Here is a 15950-nt window from a genome sequence, read left to right as displayed (position 1 = left end):
AATTCTAATAATTGGTCTTTCCACTGCGAGTAGAGTGCGAGCGCACCGATTACTTCATCATTTTCTGCCAGTTCGTCTAGGGGTACGTTTAGTTTTTCCAGAAGGCTGTGTGCGATCGCACCTGCACAAACGGTATCCTCTAGGGAAAATTTACCTTCCCAACCTGAGCCGACCAGCCATAGCGTCTCTGGCTGCTGTGCCAAAACATACTGCACGGCTGCCAAACGATTCACCAAGGCTGCTGCCAGAACGATTGGAGCATTCTGAACGCATTGTAAAGCACGGGTTCCATTAGTCGTGCTGATAAACAATCGCCGTCCCCGAACTCGTTCAGGGGTGCAATCTAGGGGAGAATTACCCAAATCGCAGCCAGCCACCATTGCACCGCCGCGTTCTCCGGCGCGAAGACGTTTGTCAGGGGGCCACTGTTCGCTGACGTGCATCAATTGTTCCATATTGCTGAAGGCTTGGACAGCCTCAGCACCTGCATTTAAGGCGGTTGCAATTGTCGTTGTGGCTCGCAGCACATCAATAGCGATCGCACAGTCTGGCACTTTATCGGTTGGAGTTAGTTCGGGGGTATGGTAAATAAATAACTTCACTGGCGGACTGTACCTGAATTTTAAACTGCCGAGATCCCATTCTATTTGCCTGGGTTACCAAATTAATAGACCATGAATGACCGTATTTGGGAAGGTTTACACCAGTAAACAAGAGAACAATACAAACAGTACCTATCTATATTGTTCTCAACCTTAATCTGTTGACTATGAAAACTGAGTTTTTCTACTCACTGTAAAGCGTTGTATAAATGACGCTCCACTTTCCCAAACAAAAGCCCCATCGCCTCGCCATACTGTGTCAGCATTGATGGAGCTTTCGTTTGGTAGGTAACGCTAGTCATTTAAGTTCTTTTGCAACTTCTCTAAGTTGTTCAACAATTCGTTTGTTTCGGTGAGAGCGACTTCCGTATAGGCGAGCCGAGAAAACGGTAATAATTTCTAAATAGAGCTCATAGCGTCGGTGTCCGCCTTCTGTTCGGCGAGGAGTGATTTTTCCTTTTTCTTCCTACCGCAGGAGTGTCCGGGTAGACACTCCGAACACATCTGGGGCTTCTTGAGGTGTTAATCCTGACATAACACCATTATCATCACACAATTGTCAGCTTGTGTCGGGAATTGTCAGGATTTTGGGCTTCAGATTCTAGTCCCTGAATCTACAGGATTTTTGCTTTTTTAATCAAAGCGGATGATCGGACTCGAACCGACGACATTCAGCTTGGGAAGCTGACGTTCTACCACTGAACTACACCCGCAAACAGGTTTTTAGCATAAATCATCTTCTATTATACAATCTTTCTCAGATATGCGTTAGTTCTCAAGCATCACTTTTGGCAGTGGCTAAATTCGCCCAACAACTAAGCTAGACTAAGCTGTCGTGCATACAAGTTGCACTCGTTAGCTCCTTCAGTAACAGCCTGTGATGAAAAACACACAGCGATCGTGACACCCAAAAGAGTGGACAACAGAATCTTGTTGCATACTGTAAAGCATACGCAGTTGTCGCTGCTGGCGTGCCGCTGAGGTCAAAGCTATCAACGAATATCGAGAATGTTTAACGCAACTGAACTTTTAATTGATGCGTTTGTTCAAAAACTTCGGGATGGGTACCGCCGGACTTACGGAGGGCTTAAAACAGATAACGAAGACATCATTGCTTGGGCTGGAAGCATGGCAATGGAAAATATTGCCAACAGTGATGCTCTTTATCATAATGTCGAACACTCTATTATGGTTGCCCTAGTAGGACAGGAGATTTTACGCGGGAAACATATCCGCGAGGGAGGTGTGACTTCAGAGGACTGGTTGCACTTTATTATCTCTTTGGTATGTCATGACATTGGCTATGTCAAAGGCGTATGTCGCAGCGACAAGGAAACAGAAAGATTGTACGCGACGGGTCAAAATGGAGAAATGGTTCATCTCCCGCCCGGAGCTTCGGATGCGTCCCTCACTGCCTATCATGTGGATCGGGCAAAACTCTTCATTGATGAGCGGTTTGGGGGTCACAAGTTGATTGATGCCGAGGTGATTAAACACAATATTGAACTGACTCGTTTCCCCGTGCCCAAAGAGGGCGATCATCAAGATACAGTTAACTTCCCCGGATTAATCCGGGCATCTGACTTGATTGGTCAGATGAGTGACCCGCGCTATCTGAAAAAAATTAGTGCCCTATATTATGAGTTTGAAGAAACTGGCGTCAATCAGGCGCTAGGATATCGACACCCTGGAGATCTGCGTCGAAACTACTCTATGTTTTACTGGAATGGAGTATATCCTTATATTCAACAAGCCTTGCGTTACCTAGGGCTGACGCAGCAGGGTAAACAAATTGTTGCCAACCTCTACTCGAATGTTTTTGTGATCGAACATGAAAAAACTGAGGAGGAACATCGGCAACTGGCACAACAGATTTACTGATAACCTTCTAACAGCATGAATTGGTGGCACAAACTCAAAAAGAATCCACTCGCCCGGTTGGGAGCCTTGCTGCTCTTAATTTTTTATGTCGCTGTCATCGCGGCTGATTTTGTTGCCCCCTATAATCCCTATGACCCACAGCTGGATGGTTCGTTGCTGCCACCCACCCGAATTTACTGGCAAAACCAAGCAGGGCAGTTTATCGGGCCACACGTTTATCCAACAACCCAAGGTCCAACCGATCTAGAAACGGGCAAGCGAGAACTAAAGCGAGACTTTTCCAAACCCTCGCCGCTCCGCCTTTTTGCTAGAGGTTCCACCTACAAGCTTTTTCAGCTCCGCTTACCCATAGGGCCCAATTTTGATCTGGTGGAGTTGTTTGGGGGAATTCCCTGTGATGTACATCTGTTTGGCACGGTGGGTGAAGGCAAAATTAATCTGCTAGGGACAGACGAGCAGGCTCGCGACCAGTTCAGTCGCCTCTTGCATGGCGGTCGCATTAGCCTCAGTATTGGTCTGGTAGGAATTGCTGTTTCTTTTCCCATTGGTTTATTAGTAGGCGGAATTTCGGGTTATTTCGGGGGTTGGACAGATGCTGTCTTGATGCGCTTGGTAGAAGTACTAATGACGATTCCGTCACTTTATCTCCTTGTCGCTCTTGCCGCCGTGCTACCACCTAGCCTGACGAGTGCCCAGCGGTTTCTATTAATTGTTGTGATCACCTCGTTTATTGACTGGGCTGGGATGGCGCGGGTGATTCGAGGGCAGGTTCTTTCTATCAAAGAGCGGGAATTTATTCAGGCATCGCAAGCAATGGGTGCTAATCCCTTCTACATCATCATTCGCCATGTTTTGCCCCAGACCGCGACTTATGTAATTATCAGGACAACGTTGGCTATTCCTAGCTTTATTGTTGCCGAATCAGTACTGAGCTTGATTGGTCTGGGCATTCAGCCACCTGACCCATCCTGGGGGAATCTGCTGTCGGTGGCGACGAATGCTTCGATGTTGGTATTACAGCCTTGGTTGATTTGGCCTCCAGCGCTGCTGATTATCCTGACCGTGTTGGCCTTTAATTTGCTGGGGGACGGTCTGCGGGATGCTCTCGATCCTCGAAGTCTTCAGCGCTAGGAGTTGTGTTCTTGCTAGACGAGACTGGGTCAGCCATCTTTCGCTTTGCTGTCTGCTCAGCAAGCTGCTTGCCTTCGATCAATAAATAATCGAGGAAAGTGCGAGCAACAATCGACAGCTGTTTGCCGTTTGGGTAGATGGCATACCAATAACGCTCGATGGGAAAATGTTGAACATCCAAAACCGTCAACTGACTGTTAGGGACTTCCAGCGCCACCGTGTGCAGCGATAAGATGGAAAGACCTAAACCCCCTGCGATCGCTTGCTTAATTGCCTCATTACTTCCCAAATCTAGCTGCACTTTCAGTGAAAGCTTATGCTCATCGAACAGGGCTTGCACAGCCTTGCGAGTTCCCGATCCAGGTTCCCTCATAATAAAAGGCTCAGAGGCAATCCGTTCAAGTGGAATATTTTTTTCCTGAGCTAGGGGATGATTTGCGGGTGCCAAGACAACCAAAGGGTTTTCTAGAACTAGCTTGTAGGTGACCTCCATACTTTCCGGAAGTTGACTCATCACATACAGATCATCCAAATTCTCATTCAGACGATTCAGGATGTGTTCGTGGTTTGTGACTTGGAGAGACACATCAATTCCTGGATAACGCTTGCAAAAAGGCCCCAATAAACGAGGGACAAAATATTTCGCCGTTGTTATCACGCCTAACCGCAGGCGTCCCTGTTTCAGACCTTTTAAGTCAGCGATAGTCATCTCAAACTGGTCTAATTTGTCAAACAGTTCGCGACAGGTCTTGACTAATTCCTCCCCGGCCTGTGTCAGATACAGGCGCTTGCCGACTTGATCAAACAGAGGCATTCCCACGGCTTTTGTTAGCTGCTTGACCTGCATCGAAACAGTGGGTTGGGTGAGAAATAGTTCCTCTGCTGCTCGTGTAAAGCTATTGTGCCGAGCGACCGCTTCAAATACCTTTAGCTGATGCAGCGTGGCTTGCTTCAAGGATAGTGCTCCTTCCGGACTATAGATTATAATCTATTGTAATTATAAGAAACACAAAAAAAAACTATAGATATTCCAGGTTATCATTTTTGCTAACTGGAACAAGTGACAGTCTTCCTTCCAAAGAGTGTTGCACAGAAAATCGGCTGTATGCTTTGGATTGGCTTAGTGTATTTTCGTCCTGTATTTCACAGGAGACGCTACCTTTTCATCTTCTCCGGTCTGTGCAACGCTTTTCTTCTTTAGCGGTACTCGATAATAGCAAATCTGCTGACTTGAGAATTATATTTTCCCGGCTGGCCGGCAAACAGGAGGAGCCAGGGAAGCAGCACGAAAAAGATTAACAATTTCCTTGCAACCAGACCTGATATAAAAAGCGATGCTGCTGGATCGCAGGGCGTTCGGTTGCGCCTATTTCAAGTTACGGAGTCGAATTTTCATGAATCCTTGGGAATGGGTAGCTTTCGTAAATCCGGCAGTTCTACCAGTTCCTTGGCAGTTTCCTTCACACTAATCGGTAGTCTGAGGGGTTGAGGCTGCTCCTCAATCAGGCAACTCGCCAAGGGGAGCGCTCTCTCCAAATCCTCTAGAGGTCGTGTAACTACAGTAACGGCAACCAGTTCACCAATCCGCTGAGCTTCTGCCATGCCAACTTGTAAAGCCATTGCCACCTCTGCCACTCGACCCCGGATGATCACCGTACACAGACCCGCTCCAATCGTTTCGTAACCCGTTAGTTCAATATCGGCGGATTTGAGCATGGCATCGGCGGCACCAACAATTGCTGGAAATCCCCGTGTTTCCAATAAACCCACAGCATGACTACTATGGCGAGGGCGATGAGGCTGATACGTCTCATCCAGTAAGTGAGAACCGATGGGAAAGATAACTTCTAAATTGGGGAATGGTCGAGGAATGACGAGAGAGGAGAGCAGTTGACCTTCTCGTTTGGCATGTTCAACACCGGCTTGAACTGCAATCCGCACCTCGGCTGTCGCCCCCCGCACAATGGCAGTACAGTGACCGCTGCCAATTTTTTCAAATCCAATGAGCGTAACCCCAGAGGATTTGAGCATCGCATCAGCGGTACTCACGATGACGGGAAAGCTCAGGGTGGAGACCAAACCTAAGGAGGACTGCATACGGCGATGGTCGCGAGTACCAGAGGCATTGCCCTGGGCTAACGGGTCTTGGGGAACGCTCCCCGGTGTATATGACTCCATGAATAGAACCTCTATGTAGTTGTTGGCTGTCAGTTGTTGGTTAGACTTGTTGCAAAATTACCAAGGCAGGGACTTTTAACGATAGATATCTGACTTTTGTAATGAGCCTGTTGTTATCAAGTCTAAGAACTTACAACTAAAAACTAACAACTCCACCCTCTAACCGTCTTCAGGTGGACGGTTTAAGGATTGTGGGGAAACAGGGTTTTAAGAATCCGATCCAGGCTACCCTGCCCGTAAACGGGTTGGCCAGCTTCTGAGGTAGGTGCTTCTGCCGCTGATTCAGTTTGGGAGTCTGCGTGGGTCAGCTGTCCTCGCCTGTCGTCATCATCGGATGCCACAGTTCGGTTAGATGGGACTTGCCCATTGAGAGATTCCTGCTCTGTGGAATAGTTGTCCAGTCTGGGGTTGGTTGACACTGACGCACCGCTATCGCTGGCACTTAGTGCCGCTTCGCTATCACGTCGTGTACTTGTTACCGGAAGTGGTGCGCCAGTACTCGGCGTCACGCTAACGCCTGCGCTTTTGCTGGAGCCAGGAGTGTTGGGAGTCCCAGGGCTAGGAGTAGCGGTGGATGCTGAAGAGACCTCAGCAATTTGACGGCCTTTTTCTCCTACCACCGAGGCCGCAGGCACCACTTGCCACGGAGCAATCGATGAGTTTAAAACTGTCGTGACTGAACCGATACAGGCATTTGATCCAATTTTTCCCTTGCCAACGATCAGAACACCGGCACCGAGATTTGCACCTGCTTCCACTTCGAGAGTACCCCCGTGAGCATGAAGAAGTGACCCCATGCCGATACAGACACCCGCCGCGATTACAATCTTACTGTCTGGAGCGGCTCGTAAAATTACCCCAGGCGCGATCGCGGCACTAGGATCAATGCTCACATCGCCTTCCACATATACATGAGAGTTACTGCTCCAGGGCAGTGTAGGCAAATGCATTCTTATTAATAAGGATGAAGGATAAAGGATGAAGCACCAAAGCTGAAGAATGAAAGAGGCAGTAGGACGGGGAGAATTTTTCCCGACTTCAGAGGTTCCACGCTGCTACTAGGCGGCTGCTTTAACACACTCTTTTGTCACTAGTATCTGACTTTTCATCCTTCAGCCTTAACACTTCATACTCTTTTAGTTAGGTGATTGAATAATCGTCTCTAAGACGCGCCGCTTAGCTTTCGGGTCAATACCAATCATCCGCACATACTCATCGCCATGTTCAGCCATGCAGCCTTCTAGACCATTAAGCACATCCGACACTTGATTGGATTGGATGGGGCTACAGCTTTGCCAAGATCCCGTGCGGAAGCGGCGCTTATCGGCATGTTCTGTCCCAATTTTGTAGCCTTGGGCTAACAGTTGACGCACCTGCTCAACTGTTTCTTTATTTAAGGCTGTGCCAGAAGATTTTGAACTCCCAGAGGTTGAGGGTTCTGCTGTGCGCGACGAATAGCTGGAGGAACTACCTGTACCATTGGTTTCGGTAGAAGCTGAACCAGTCGGTTGGCGCTTGCCACCTGGTCTTTGGATAATTTCCTCCAGAACCCGGCGCTTGGCCTTAGAGTCAATACCAATCAGGCGTACATACTCACCCTCGTGTTCAGCTAGCGTGGCTTCTAGGGACCTCATCACATCTGAGTGGCGCTCGGACTGAATCGAGGTAGCACTCTTCCAGGAGCTGGTGCGGAAACGGCGCTCATCGGCATACTCAACACCAATTCGGTAACCTTGAGCCAACAATTGCCGCACCTTTGTTGCCAAGTCTGAATTTAATTGACCACTTGAAACCGACGCTGCGTTATGGCTCCGAGGTGCAGCAGCGCTGTAGCTAGTACGGGATGCGGTAGCCGTGCCATTCAACGTTGAACCCTTGTCACCTGGTTTTTGGATAATTTCCTCTAGAATCCGGCGCTTGGCCTTAGGGTCAATCCCAATCAGGCGCACATATTCGCCTGCGTGTTCTGCCAGCGTTTCTTCTAAAGCACGCATCACATCTGAGTGGCGCTCGGACTGAATCGAGATAGCACTCTTCCAGGAACTGGTGCGGAAGCGGCGCTCATCGGCATATTCGACACCAATCCGATAACCTTGAGCTAACAGCTGGCGGATTTGTTGCTGAACGTCTGAATTTAATCCTGTAGTTGAAGACATGAGACCATTAGAACTATGAGAACTTTTGAGCTGGCGTGAAGCGTCTGCGGAGCGCTCTTTGATGGAAGAGCGATCGCTTTCGCCTATATTATTGGAGTCAGACTTATCAGAAATTTTATTTCGGAGCGGTGCGGTACACGCTTCATCCTCAGCGCATTGATAACCCGTCCGTAATAACTCGTTAGTGGCCACGAAATGGAAAGCAAACTGCCTATCCTCATCCTGGACATCGGGCAGGCGCTCAGCTTGCTGCTGGTTGTTAATCACGGCTCCTGAAGGCACATATTTACCGGGGGGAATTTCCACATCCTGAACTAAGGCGTGCATCATCACAATACAACCCCTTCCGAGCCGCGCATTGAACACCGTGGAGCGAAAGCCAATGAAGCAATCATCACCGATATAAGCTGGACCATGAATCAGACACATGTGGGTAATGGAGGTATTTTTCCCAATCCAGACGGAGTACTTCTGTTGGTCATCTCCAATTACCAAACCTTCTTCTAGGCCATGAATCACGACGCCATCTTGAATGTTTGTTCCCGCGCCAATGTAAAACGGGCCCCCTTCGTCGGCTCGAATGGAAGTTCCTGGCGAAACCAAAACATTCTCACCAATATGTACATCCCCAATAATGTTAGAAAAAGAATGTACGTAGGCAGTTTCATGAATTTTCGGTTCCGCCAAACTGTTCGACCAAGGGGTCGGCGGAGCCGCGTAGTTGCGGACTGCCATAGAGTCTTCCTCCTATCTGAAAAAGCGATACACAAGCGTAAGAAATAAGCTTTAAAGCTAGTAGGTGGAAAAGGTCGGTGACCCGCCAATTTAGGCAACTTAACGACCTTTGCCACTATCGTTGTTGAGTACTAGCTGCTTAGAGATCGCTTCTAGCTCTCCAACGTTACCACTCTTGTAAGCTACTAACGATATTGATCTTTCTTGCTGTAGAGAACATGATTATCCACACTAACCGTATCGATAATCCCCACTACCATTGCGTCGATAGGACGAGTATTACTGTCACCCACCTGACGAGCCGCACTACCACGACTTACCAGAACCCACTCATCCATTCCTGCACCGACAACATCTGCTGCCACTTCGTATTGGGGCAGTAGCTGTCCTTCTTCATCCAGGAATTGCAACAAGAGGAATTTAACACCTCTCAGACTCGGTTCTTTGTGAGTACTAACAACCGTGCCGCGAACTTTGGCAATTTGCATTGATCCTCCAAATTTTGGATTTTGGATTTTGGATTATTCCTGTTAATCCCATCTCAACTGGGGGTTTGGAACAATCAATCCGCTGCTCAGTTTTAGAGATTATCGGGCTGAGTGCCAAAATCTTTCAATCCAAAAGGTGTGAAGAAAGTGCCCCACTACGCTATCAGCAACCTAAACTCGGTTGACTATCTTACGGACGGTTCAGTGGACGGATAGCATTAGTACTCTCGCGGAACTGCTGCACGTCTTCGGTGTAGCGAATCGGCAAAACATACTCCAGGTTTTCATGAGGACGGGCAATAATATGAGTAGACAAAACTTGTCCCCCATTCACTCGCTTCACGTTATCCACTCCAGCGGCTACAGAGGCTTGCACCTCAGAGACGTCTCCGCGAACGATCACAGTCACGCGACCACTACCAATTTTTTCATAACCTACAAGGGTAACGCGAGCGGCTTTCACCATTGCATCTGCCGCTTCAACGACAGCGGGAAAGCCTAGTGTTTCTACCATTCCGACAGCGATTGACATGAGTTTAGCTCCAAGATCTTATGATTTTTATTGATTTATGAGTTGTTAGGACAACAAAGGCGAAGAAAGTCAACCGACTCAGCCGGAGCCTTTCGCTAAAAAGTACGGAACTGTTCGACAGCTTCGCTGTAACGAATTGGTAGAACGTACTCTAAGTTCTCATGAGGACGAGCAATGATGTGGGTCGATACGACTTCACCCCCATTCACTCGATTAGCCGCTTCAATGCCAGCGGCTACTGAGGCTTGCACTTCAGAGACGTCTCCACGAACAATGACCGTTACCCGAGCGCTACCGATTTTTTCATAACCCACAAGGGTGACACGAGCGGCTTTCACCATCGCATCTGCCGCTTCGACAACAGCCGGAAATCCTTTAGTTTCAATCATTCCTACAGCAATTGGCATTAGTGCTTTTCTCCTGGTGGATTAGTCAAATACAGCATCGACCCATCAGTCTTTAGCAAAAATCGGACGAGGGGTGCATTTTTTAGGTTGAGAAACTTCTCTCATTTAGTGCTAAACCCAGCATAGAGAAGCTTGGTGCACTTTATCAATATAATTTATTATAATAATTCTCAATGAAAGCGGTTAAGAAAACTTAACAGTCATCATTCATCGGCTATAGGATTTCACGAACATTCACTATTTTGAGAACGGTTGCTTTTATTTTATAATTTTTTTATATACTTCTATTAAGATAGAACACTAGTACCCATAATTACTGGCAGTTTACGATTAGGAGCAAAATTCTCGGCTGCCGGATGCAACCTTGGCTGTATGGCTCAAAAGTGAAGGAATTACTGCACTTAAGGTTATAAGTTGATTTTATGGGTTTCATCAGAGTTCCTTTATATTAGGAAAGCTTCTGTTCTTTATCCGTTGACCCAAAGATATTTAAGACCCCCAAGGGATAAATTGGTAGAAATTTAACATGAATTATAGGAAGGAAACAGAATATCCCAGAATTAAAATAAAAATTAAATTAGTTATTTTTAATTTTTTACGGGCTTAAAAAAGCAAATCTTTGACTTATTTTGCCTAATTTTTTAGTGATTTTCAGAGATAGTGAGGTAGGAAAGCGTGACTCAGGAGTTTCTCACTCAGACAAGCTGGTTTGTTCCTTTTTATGGTCTAATGGGAGCCGTTTTAAGTCTCCCCTGGGCAACAGGAGTAATTCGTCGCACCGGACCTCGACCGGCAGCTTACTTGAACCTATTGATGACGATTGTGGCCTGTGTTCATGGCTGGTTCATCTTAGGATGGGCTTTGAATCATCCACCGCAAGATATAGTTTTTCACTGGCTGCGTGTCGCAGATCTAGATCTATCTTTGGCATTAGAGATCTCACCCATCAGTGCCGGAGCAATGGAGGTTATTACCAGCTTAAGTCTGTTGGTGCAACTCTACGCTTTGGGATACATGGAGAAAGATTGGGCGTTAGCTCGCTTCTTCGCCTTAATAGGATTTTTTGAAGGGGCAATGATTGGTGTCGCCATCAGTAATTCCTTATTTCTCAGCTATGCTTTGCTGGAGATGCTCACCTTAAGTACATATTTACTGGTGGGGTTTTGGTATGCTCAGCCTTTGGTTGTAACAGCAGCGCGAGATGCCTTTTTAACAAAGCGGGTGGGAGATATCTTCCTGTTGATGGGGTTGGTGACGCTGGCGACTCTAGCAGGAAGCTTAAACTTTCCTGACTTGTATGAGTGGGCGGCTACGGCTAACCTATCGTCTTTAACCGCAACGCTACTGGGGTTAGCGTTGATTGCTGCTCCCATTGGTAAATGCGCCCAATTTCCCTTGCATTTATGGCTTGATGAGGCAATGGAAGGTCCAAACCCCGCCTCTGTGCTGCGGAACTCTTTGGTGGTAAGTTGCGGTGCTTACGTATTGATTAAATTGACACCAGTTTTAGCGCTGTCGCCAGTGGCGTCAATTGCCCTGATTGTGCTTGGAACGGTGACAGCAATTGGCGAATCGTTGGTGGCGATCGCACAGATCGATATTAAGCGCTCAATCTCCCATACCACCAGTGCTTGGCTGGGTTTAGTGTTTATCGCCATTGGCTTGCAGCGAGCTGATATTGCTGCCGCCTTACTAGTTGCCCATGCCGTTGCGAAAGCCTTGTTATTTATGAGCGTGGGTTCGATCATTCTCACCACCAACAATCAAAACCTCACAGAAATGGGGGGGATGTGGTCGCGAATGCCAGCCACAACCACGGCTTTTGTCGTGGGTGCAGCTGGTCTGATTGGACTTTTACCCCTAGGAGGCTACTGGGCGCTGAGTAAAGGAATTAATGCCTTTTGGCAATATCATCCTGGTATCGTAGTAACCTTTTTATTGGTTAACGGCATCACAGCCTTTGGTTTAACCCGTGAGTTTCGTTTAGTTTTCCTCGGAAAGCCTCAGCCTAAAACACGTCGAACACCAGAGGTCACTTGGCCGATGGCGGTACCGATGGTGGCATTAACCCTAGTGACGCTGATGACGCCGCTTCTTCTACAGGAACTCTCACTGCTGCCCCCCTCCAAATACGAATATCTTATTGAGCCAGCCCAACTGCTGCTAGCAGGATCCAGCCTAATCGGTTGCAGTTTGGGTGCCATTGTTTACCTCCCCAGAACCTGGTCTCGCTCTGTTCGTGCTCCCTTAAAATTTGTACAAGACTTGTTAGCCTATGACTTTTATATCGATCGCCTTTACCGCGTAACAGTGGTTTTTGCGGTTGGCTCGTTGTCTAAAATTGCCACCTGGATCGATCAATATCTCGTCGATGGATTAGTTAACTTAGTGGGTCTTGTCGCCGTATTTAGCGGTCAAACCTTGAAGTACAACACTTCGGGAAAGACACAGTTTTATGCACTGACTATCTTATTGGGAGTTAGCTTTTTGGCTCTCCTGATGACTTGGCCTTTGAATCAGTGGTCTCTAAGTGGATGGTCTTTGGAGCAGTGGTCATTAATTAGGTCATTAATGAGAGGTTAGTCGTCTTCGTCAGCGGTCAGCGATCGTGGCAATTTCTTAAGACCTTCGTTTTAGTAAGGATACTGGTCAATTTATGCTGAGTGCCTTGATTTGGGTTCCCATACTGAGTGCTGCTATTGTGGGGTTTTGGCCTGGAACCCTCACGCGTCAGGTTGCCCGTAATGTGGCGCTGGCAGTAGCTTATGCTGTGTTTATTGGGTCAATCATCCTGCTTTCGCAGTTTAATACCCAGCAAGTAAGTCAGCAGTTTCAGGAGCATCTCCCCTGGATTGACGCTTTAAGGTTGACCTACAGTCTAGGGGTAGATGGTCTCTCTTTACCGCTGCTGATGTTAAACGGGTTGCTTACTGCAATTGCGCTTCATTGCACTGATGAAAATATCGAGCGACCTCGGTTTTATTATGCGTTAATTTTGCTCTTAAATGCAGGGGTTGCTGGTGCTTTCGTCGCTCAAGATTTGCTGCTGTTCTTCCTGTTTTATGAAATAGAATTAATTCCCCTCTATTTATTAATTGCCATTTGGGGAGGGCAGCGGCGCGGCTATGCAGCAACCAAATTTCTCTTGTATACAGCGGTTTCAGGAGCGCTACTTCTGGCCGGCTTCCTAGGGTTAGTATTTTTGGGGGGTGCCTCTAGCTTTGCTTATACTGACAATGTTGCGGTTGCTTCTTTATTACCAATGGGCACGCAATTGCTGCTACTGGGAGCAATTGTGATTGGTTTTGGAATTAAGATTCCCCTAGTGCCGTTCCATACCTGGTTACCCGATGCCCACGTTGAGGCATCAACACCCATTTCTGTGCTGTTAGCGGCTGTGCTGCTGAAATTGGGTACCTATGGTTTATTGCGGTTTGGCTTGGAGTTGTTTCCGGAAGCCTGGAAAGTTGCTGCGCCTTGGTTAGCAGTTTGGGCAGTGGTGAGTACGTTATACGGTACTTTCAATGCACTCTCCCAACGAGACATGAAAAAAATGGTGGCCTATAGTTCTGTAGGTCACATGGGCTATATCCTGCTGGCGGCTGCCGCTGCTACACCCCTTGCCCTTGTAGGTTCCGTGCTTCAGATGGTGAGTCATGGATTGATTTCAGGGTTACTGTTTGTATTGGTTGGTGTCGTTTATAAAAAGACTAGTTCGCGCAATTTAGACGTTCTCAATGGTTTGCTCAATCCAGAACGAGGCTTGCCGTTGATTGGTAGCTTGATGGTGTTGGGTGTGATGGCAAGCGCAGGAATTCCGGGAATGGTGGGATTCATCTCTGAATTCCTGGTGTTTCGCGGCAGTTTCCCAGTCTTCCCAGTGCAAACCCTCCTGTGTATGGTGGGTACCGGTTTAACCGCTGTTTACTTTCTAGTGCTGCTCGATCGCGCCTTCTTCGGGCGTCTGTCTCCACAAGTGATCGATTTGCCGAAAGTGCTGTGGAAAGAACGTATACCAGCCATTGTTTTAGCGGTTTTGATCGTGGTTTTTGGCCTACAGCCATCCTGGCTGGTTGCTCTTTCAGAGACAACGACGGCAGCTATTGTTCCAACATCAAAGACAATTGTGCTTCAGCCCTCCGAGAATGTAACCTCGGAACTGATCCAAGACGTGGCGGCGACATTGGAAACCACAGATGTAAGCAGATAAATAGATGAATTGGGAAAAGAACTCGAGGAATCGGCTTTTAGTCATGTTTGTAGTTGCACTTAAACGTAATCAAGCCCTAAAGTGCTAGTACCAAGTTGATTTTTGTCGGTGCTAAGCTTCTTAACACCGACGATGAAAAATTCTTTTAGATCACCCTGTTTGAGCAAGAGAAGTTAAATGTTACTCAGCCAAAAAAAGTCCCGAAAACATCCTTTAGAAGAATATATCGAACGGCTGATCGCTGGTGAGGCTCTGCTAGCCGATTCACCTGAACATGTGATGGAAGTTGTGGGAATTCTTCATAGTTACGGCATCGTACTGGATGCTTATTCCCGCAATCTCAACTACATTGCAGAAAATCAATATTTGGTGATTTTTCCATTCTTTAAATATTTTAATGGAGAAATTTCAACAAAGCAGTTACTGCGTCACTGGTGGCACGATCGCATTAATTTTGAGTACGCCGAATATTGCATGAAAGGAATGCTCTGGCACGGCGGCGGCGGTTTAGATGCCTACCTGGATACGCCGGAATTTGAGACGCGATCGCGCAAAGCAATTCAGGCAAAGTTTAAGGGCAATCCCCTGATGCAGGGACTCGACTGGCTCTTTCCTGATTTTCTACTGGAACAGACACGCCAGATGTGTTACTACAGCGGGTTAGGGCAATTCTGGCGAGTGATGAGTGACATTTTCGTAGAACTGGCTGAATTCTATGAACAGGGAAAAATTAAGTCAATTCCCCAGGTCGTCGAGCATGTTAAAGCCGGTTTGGTAAAAGACGCCGGTTTACCCATTAGCTACTCGGTAAAGATTCAGGGTGAATCGTATGAAATTATTCCCAAATCTGCTGGTTTGACCTTTCTGCCCGATGTAGCCGTTCCCTATGTGGAGGCCATCTTCTTCCGGGGGACACCGTTCCTGGGTACGGTTTCTTTTAATGCTCAGGCGTATCAAATTTCCCCGGATCAAAGCCGTTTTGCTTATGGTGCCTTGTATGCTGACCCCTTACCCGTTGGGGGGGCAGGAATTCCACCGACGCTGCTGATGCAAGATATGCGTCATTATCTTCCTGACTATATGCACGATATTTACAAGCGATCGCGTCGGGGTGAGGATGATTTGCGCGTGCAGATTTGTATCAGTTTTCAGAAGTCGATGTTTTGTGTAACAACGGCGGCAATTTTAGGATTGGCACCTTATCCTATCGACACCACCGATCCAGAGCAACAACAGAAAAATCGGCGCTATTTGGAAGGCTGGATGGATCGGTTTAAAGAGTCACGATTGTACGCGGTTAATGCCTAAAAGTTGAATTAAGAGTTCTTTTTCACTTGCATAACCTCCCAACTCTCAGAGATACAGTGCAACAGTTGAGAGTGGTGAAGAGGGCAGGTGTGGTAATGGCGCGATCGCAAAAAACAGACACAAGGACTCATAAAGTACTCTGGGTGTTGTCCAAGCTAGTATTACCCGCAAGCGAAAAACCTAACTCCCCCAACCCCCCTTCCCTACAAGGGAAGGGGGGAGTAGGAGTCTTTGATTGCACTTCTCAATTTCAGCGAGGTAAGGGAGGATCTAAAGGGATTGGCAGACTCTTACTCCCCTCTCCTCTTAGGAGAGGGGTTGG

14 protein-coding genes, 1 tRNA gene and 1 pseudogene are annotated in these 15950 nt (G+C 47.4%); 6 read left to right on the top strand and 10 right to left on the bottom strand.

Annotated features, from left to right (window positions below):
* The 3 genes and pseudogenes from V6C93_RS12715 to V6C93_RS12705 all read right to left on the bottom strand — a co-directional run.
* A partial coding sequence (locus V6C93_RS12715) for a 2-phosphosulfolactate phosphatase family protein (protein ID WP_333477025.1) occupies positions 1 to 602 on the bottom strand: 602 nt, incomplete at its 3' end.
* 298 nt (positions 603 to 900) lie between these two features.
* Positions 901 to 1005: pseudogene (locus V6C93_RS12710) on the bottom strand (IS607 family transposase); the annotation flags it as partial.
* 238 nt (positions 1006 to 1243) lie between these two features.
* Positions 1244 to 1315 (bottom strand) — tRNA-Gly (locus V6C93_RS12705).
* A 295-nt stretch (positions 1316 to 1610) separates the two neighbouring features.
* Between V6C93_RS12705 and V6C93_RS12700 the strand changes: the two genes are divergently transcribed.
* Together V6C93_RS12700 and V6C93_RS12695 are read left to right on the top strand one after the other, a co-directional pair.
* On the top strand, positions 1611 to 2483 hold the full coding sequence (locus V6C93_RS12700) for an Npun_R2479 family HD domain-containing metalloprotein (RefSeq protein ID WP_333477024.1): 873 nt from the start codon (positions 1611 to 1613) through the stop codon (positions 2481 to 2483).
* Positions 2484 to 2498: 15 nt separating this feature from the next.
* Complete coding sequence (locus V6C93_RS12695; protein WP_333477023.1) at positions 2499 to 3614, top strand: ABC transporter permease; 1116 nt, start codon at positions 2499 to 2501, stop codon at positions 3612 to 3614.
* Here the strand turns inward: V6C93_RS12695 and V6C93_RS12690 are convergent.
* The 7 genes from V6C93_RS12690 to V6C93_RS12655 all read right to left on the bottom strand — a co-directional run bounded on the left by V6C93_RS12690 (position 3556) and on the right by V6C93_RS12655 (position 10110).
* Positions 3556 to 4569, bottom strand: coding sequence for a LysR family transcriptional regulator (locus V6C93_RS12690; protein WP_333477022.1), 1014 nt, complete (start codon positions 4567 to 4569; stop codon positions 3556 to 3558). The genes V6C93_RS12695 and V6C93_RS12690 overlap by 59 nt on opposite strands.
* A gap of 437 nt (positions 4570 to 5006) precedes the next feature.
* Positions 5007 to 5792, bottom strand: coding sequence for a BMC domain-containing protein (locus V6C93_RS38225; protein ID WP_349262696.1), 786 nt, complete (start codon positions 5790 to 5792; stop codon positions 5007 to 5009).
* A gap of 182 nt (positions 5793 to 5974) precedes the next feature.
* Entirely contained in the window at positions 5975 to 6685 is a 711-nt protein-coding gene (locus V6C93_RS12675) for a hypothetical protein (protein WP_333477021.1), read from the bottom strand.
* Positions 6686 to 6928: 243 nt separating this feature from the next.
* A complete protein-coding gene (locus V6C93_RS12670) occupies positions 6929 to 8683 on the bottom strand; it encodes a ribulose bisphosphate carboxylase small subunit (protein ID WP_333477020.1) in 1755 nt (584 codons plus the stop codon).
* 185 nt (positions 8684 to 8868) lie between these two features.
* Entirely contained in the window at positions 8869 to 9171 is a 303-nt protein-coding gene (locus V6C93_RS12665) for a EutN/CcmL family microcompartment protein (protein WP_333477019.1), read from the bottom strand.
* Positions 9172 to 9361: 190 nt separating this feature from the next.
* Positions 9362 to 9703, bottom strand: a complete 342-nt coding sequence (locus tag V6C93_RS12660; RefSeq protein ID WP_015184030.1) for a carbon dioxide-concentrating mechanism protein CcmK — start codon at positions 9701 to 9703, stop codon at positions 9362 to 9364.
* A 95-nt stretch (positions 9704 to 9798) separates the two neighbouring features.
* The gene (locus V6C93_RS12655) at positions 9799 to 10110 is read right to left on the bottom strand and encodes a carbon dioxide-concentrating mechanism protein CcmK (protein ID WP_333477018.1); all 312 of its coding nucleotides are present in this window, start codon (positions 10108 to 10110) and stop codon (positions 9799 to 9801) included.
* 675 nt (positions 10111 to 10785) lie between these two features.
* Between V6C93_RS12655 and V6C93_RS12650 the strand changes: the two genes are divergently transcribed.
* From V6C93_RS12650 to V6C93_RS12635, 4 genes are all read left to right on the top strand, one after another.
* Positions 10786 to 12693, top strand: a complete 1908-nt coding sequence (locus V6C93_RS12650; RefSeq protein ID WP_333477017.1) for an NAD(P)H-quinone oxidoreductase subunit F — start codon at positions 10786 to 10788, stop codon at positions 12691 to 12693.
* Between the two features lie 73 nt (positions 12694 to 12766).
* Positions 12767 to 14320: an NADH-quinone oxidoreductase subunit M gene (locus V6C93_RS12645; RefSeq protein ID WP_333477016.1), complete on the top strand. Its 1554-nt coding sequence runs from the start codon at positions 12767 to 12769 to the stop codon at positions 14318 to 14320.
* Positions 14321 to 14497: 177 nt separating this feature from the next.
* Positions 14498 to 15628, top strand: coding sequence for a CO2 hydration protein (locus V6C93_RS12640; RefSeq protein WP_333477015.1), 1131 nt, complete (start codon positions 14498 to 14500; stop codon positions 15626 to 15628).
* Between the two features lie 26 nt (positions 15629 to 15654).
* A partial coding sequence (locus V6C93_RS12635; RefSeq protein ID WP_333477014.1) for a hypothetical protein occupies positions 15655 to 15950 on the top strand: 296 nt, incomplete at its 3' end.

It is taken from the genome of Allocoleopsis sp., assembly GCF_036703385.1.
Lineage (GTDB): Bacteria > Cyanobacteriota > Cyanobacteriia > Cyanobacteriales > Coleofasciculaceae > Allocoleopsis.
Note: the sequence above shows the minus strand (reverse complement) of the source record. Positions and strands in the feature narration are given on the sequence as shown.

Coding starts and splice junctions, on each gene's coding strand:
- V6C93_RS12700 (WP_333477024.1), top strand. CDS start 1,611: ATGTTTAACGCAACTGAACTTTTAATTGATGCGTTTGTTCAAAAACTT.
- V6C93_RS12695 (WP_333477023.1), top strand. CDS start 2,499: ATGAATTGGTGGCACAAACTCAAAAAGAATCCACTCGCCCGGTTGGGA.
- V6C93_RS38225 (WP_349262696.1), bottom strand. CDS start 5,792: ATGGAGTCATATACACCGGGGAGCGTTCCCCAAGACCCGTTAGCCCAG.
- V6C93_RS12670 (WP_333477020.1), bottom strand. CDS start 8,683: ATGGCAGTCCGCAACTACGCGGCTCCGCCGACCCCTTGGTCGAACAGT.
- V6C93_RS12665 (WP_333477019.1), bottom strand. CDS start 9,171: ATGCAAATTGCCAAAGTTCGCGGCACGGTTGTTAGTACTCACAAAGAA.
- V6C93_RS12660 (WP_015184030.1), bottom strand. CDS start 9,703: ATGTCAATCGCTGTCGGAATGGTAGAAACACTAGGCTTTCCCGCTGTC.
- V6C93_RS12655 (WP_333477018.1), bottom strand. CDS start 10,110: ATGCCAATTGCTGTAGGAATGATTGAAACTAAAGGATTTCCGGCTGTT.
- V6C93_RS12645 (WP_333477016.1), top strand. CDS start 12,767: ATGCTGAGTGCCTTGATTTGGGTTCCCATACTGAGTGCTGCTATTGTG.
- V6C93_RS12640 (WP_333477015.1), top strand. CDS start 14,498: ATGTTACTCAGCCAAAAAAAGTCCCGAAAACATCCTTTAGAAGAATAT.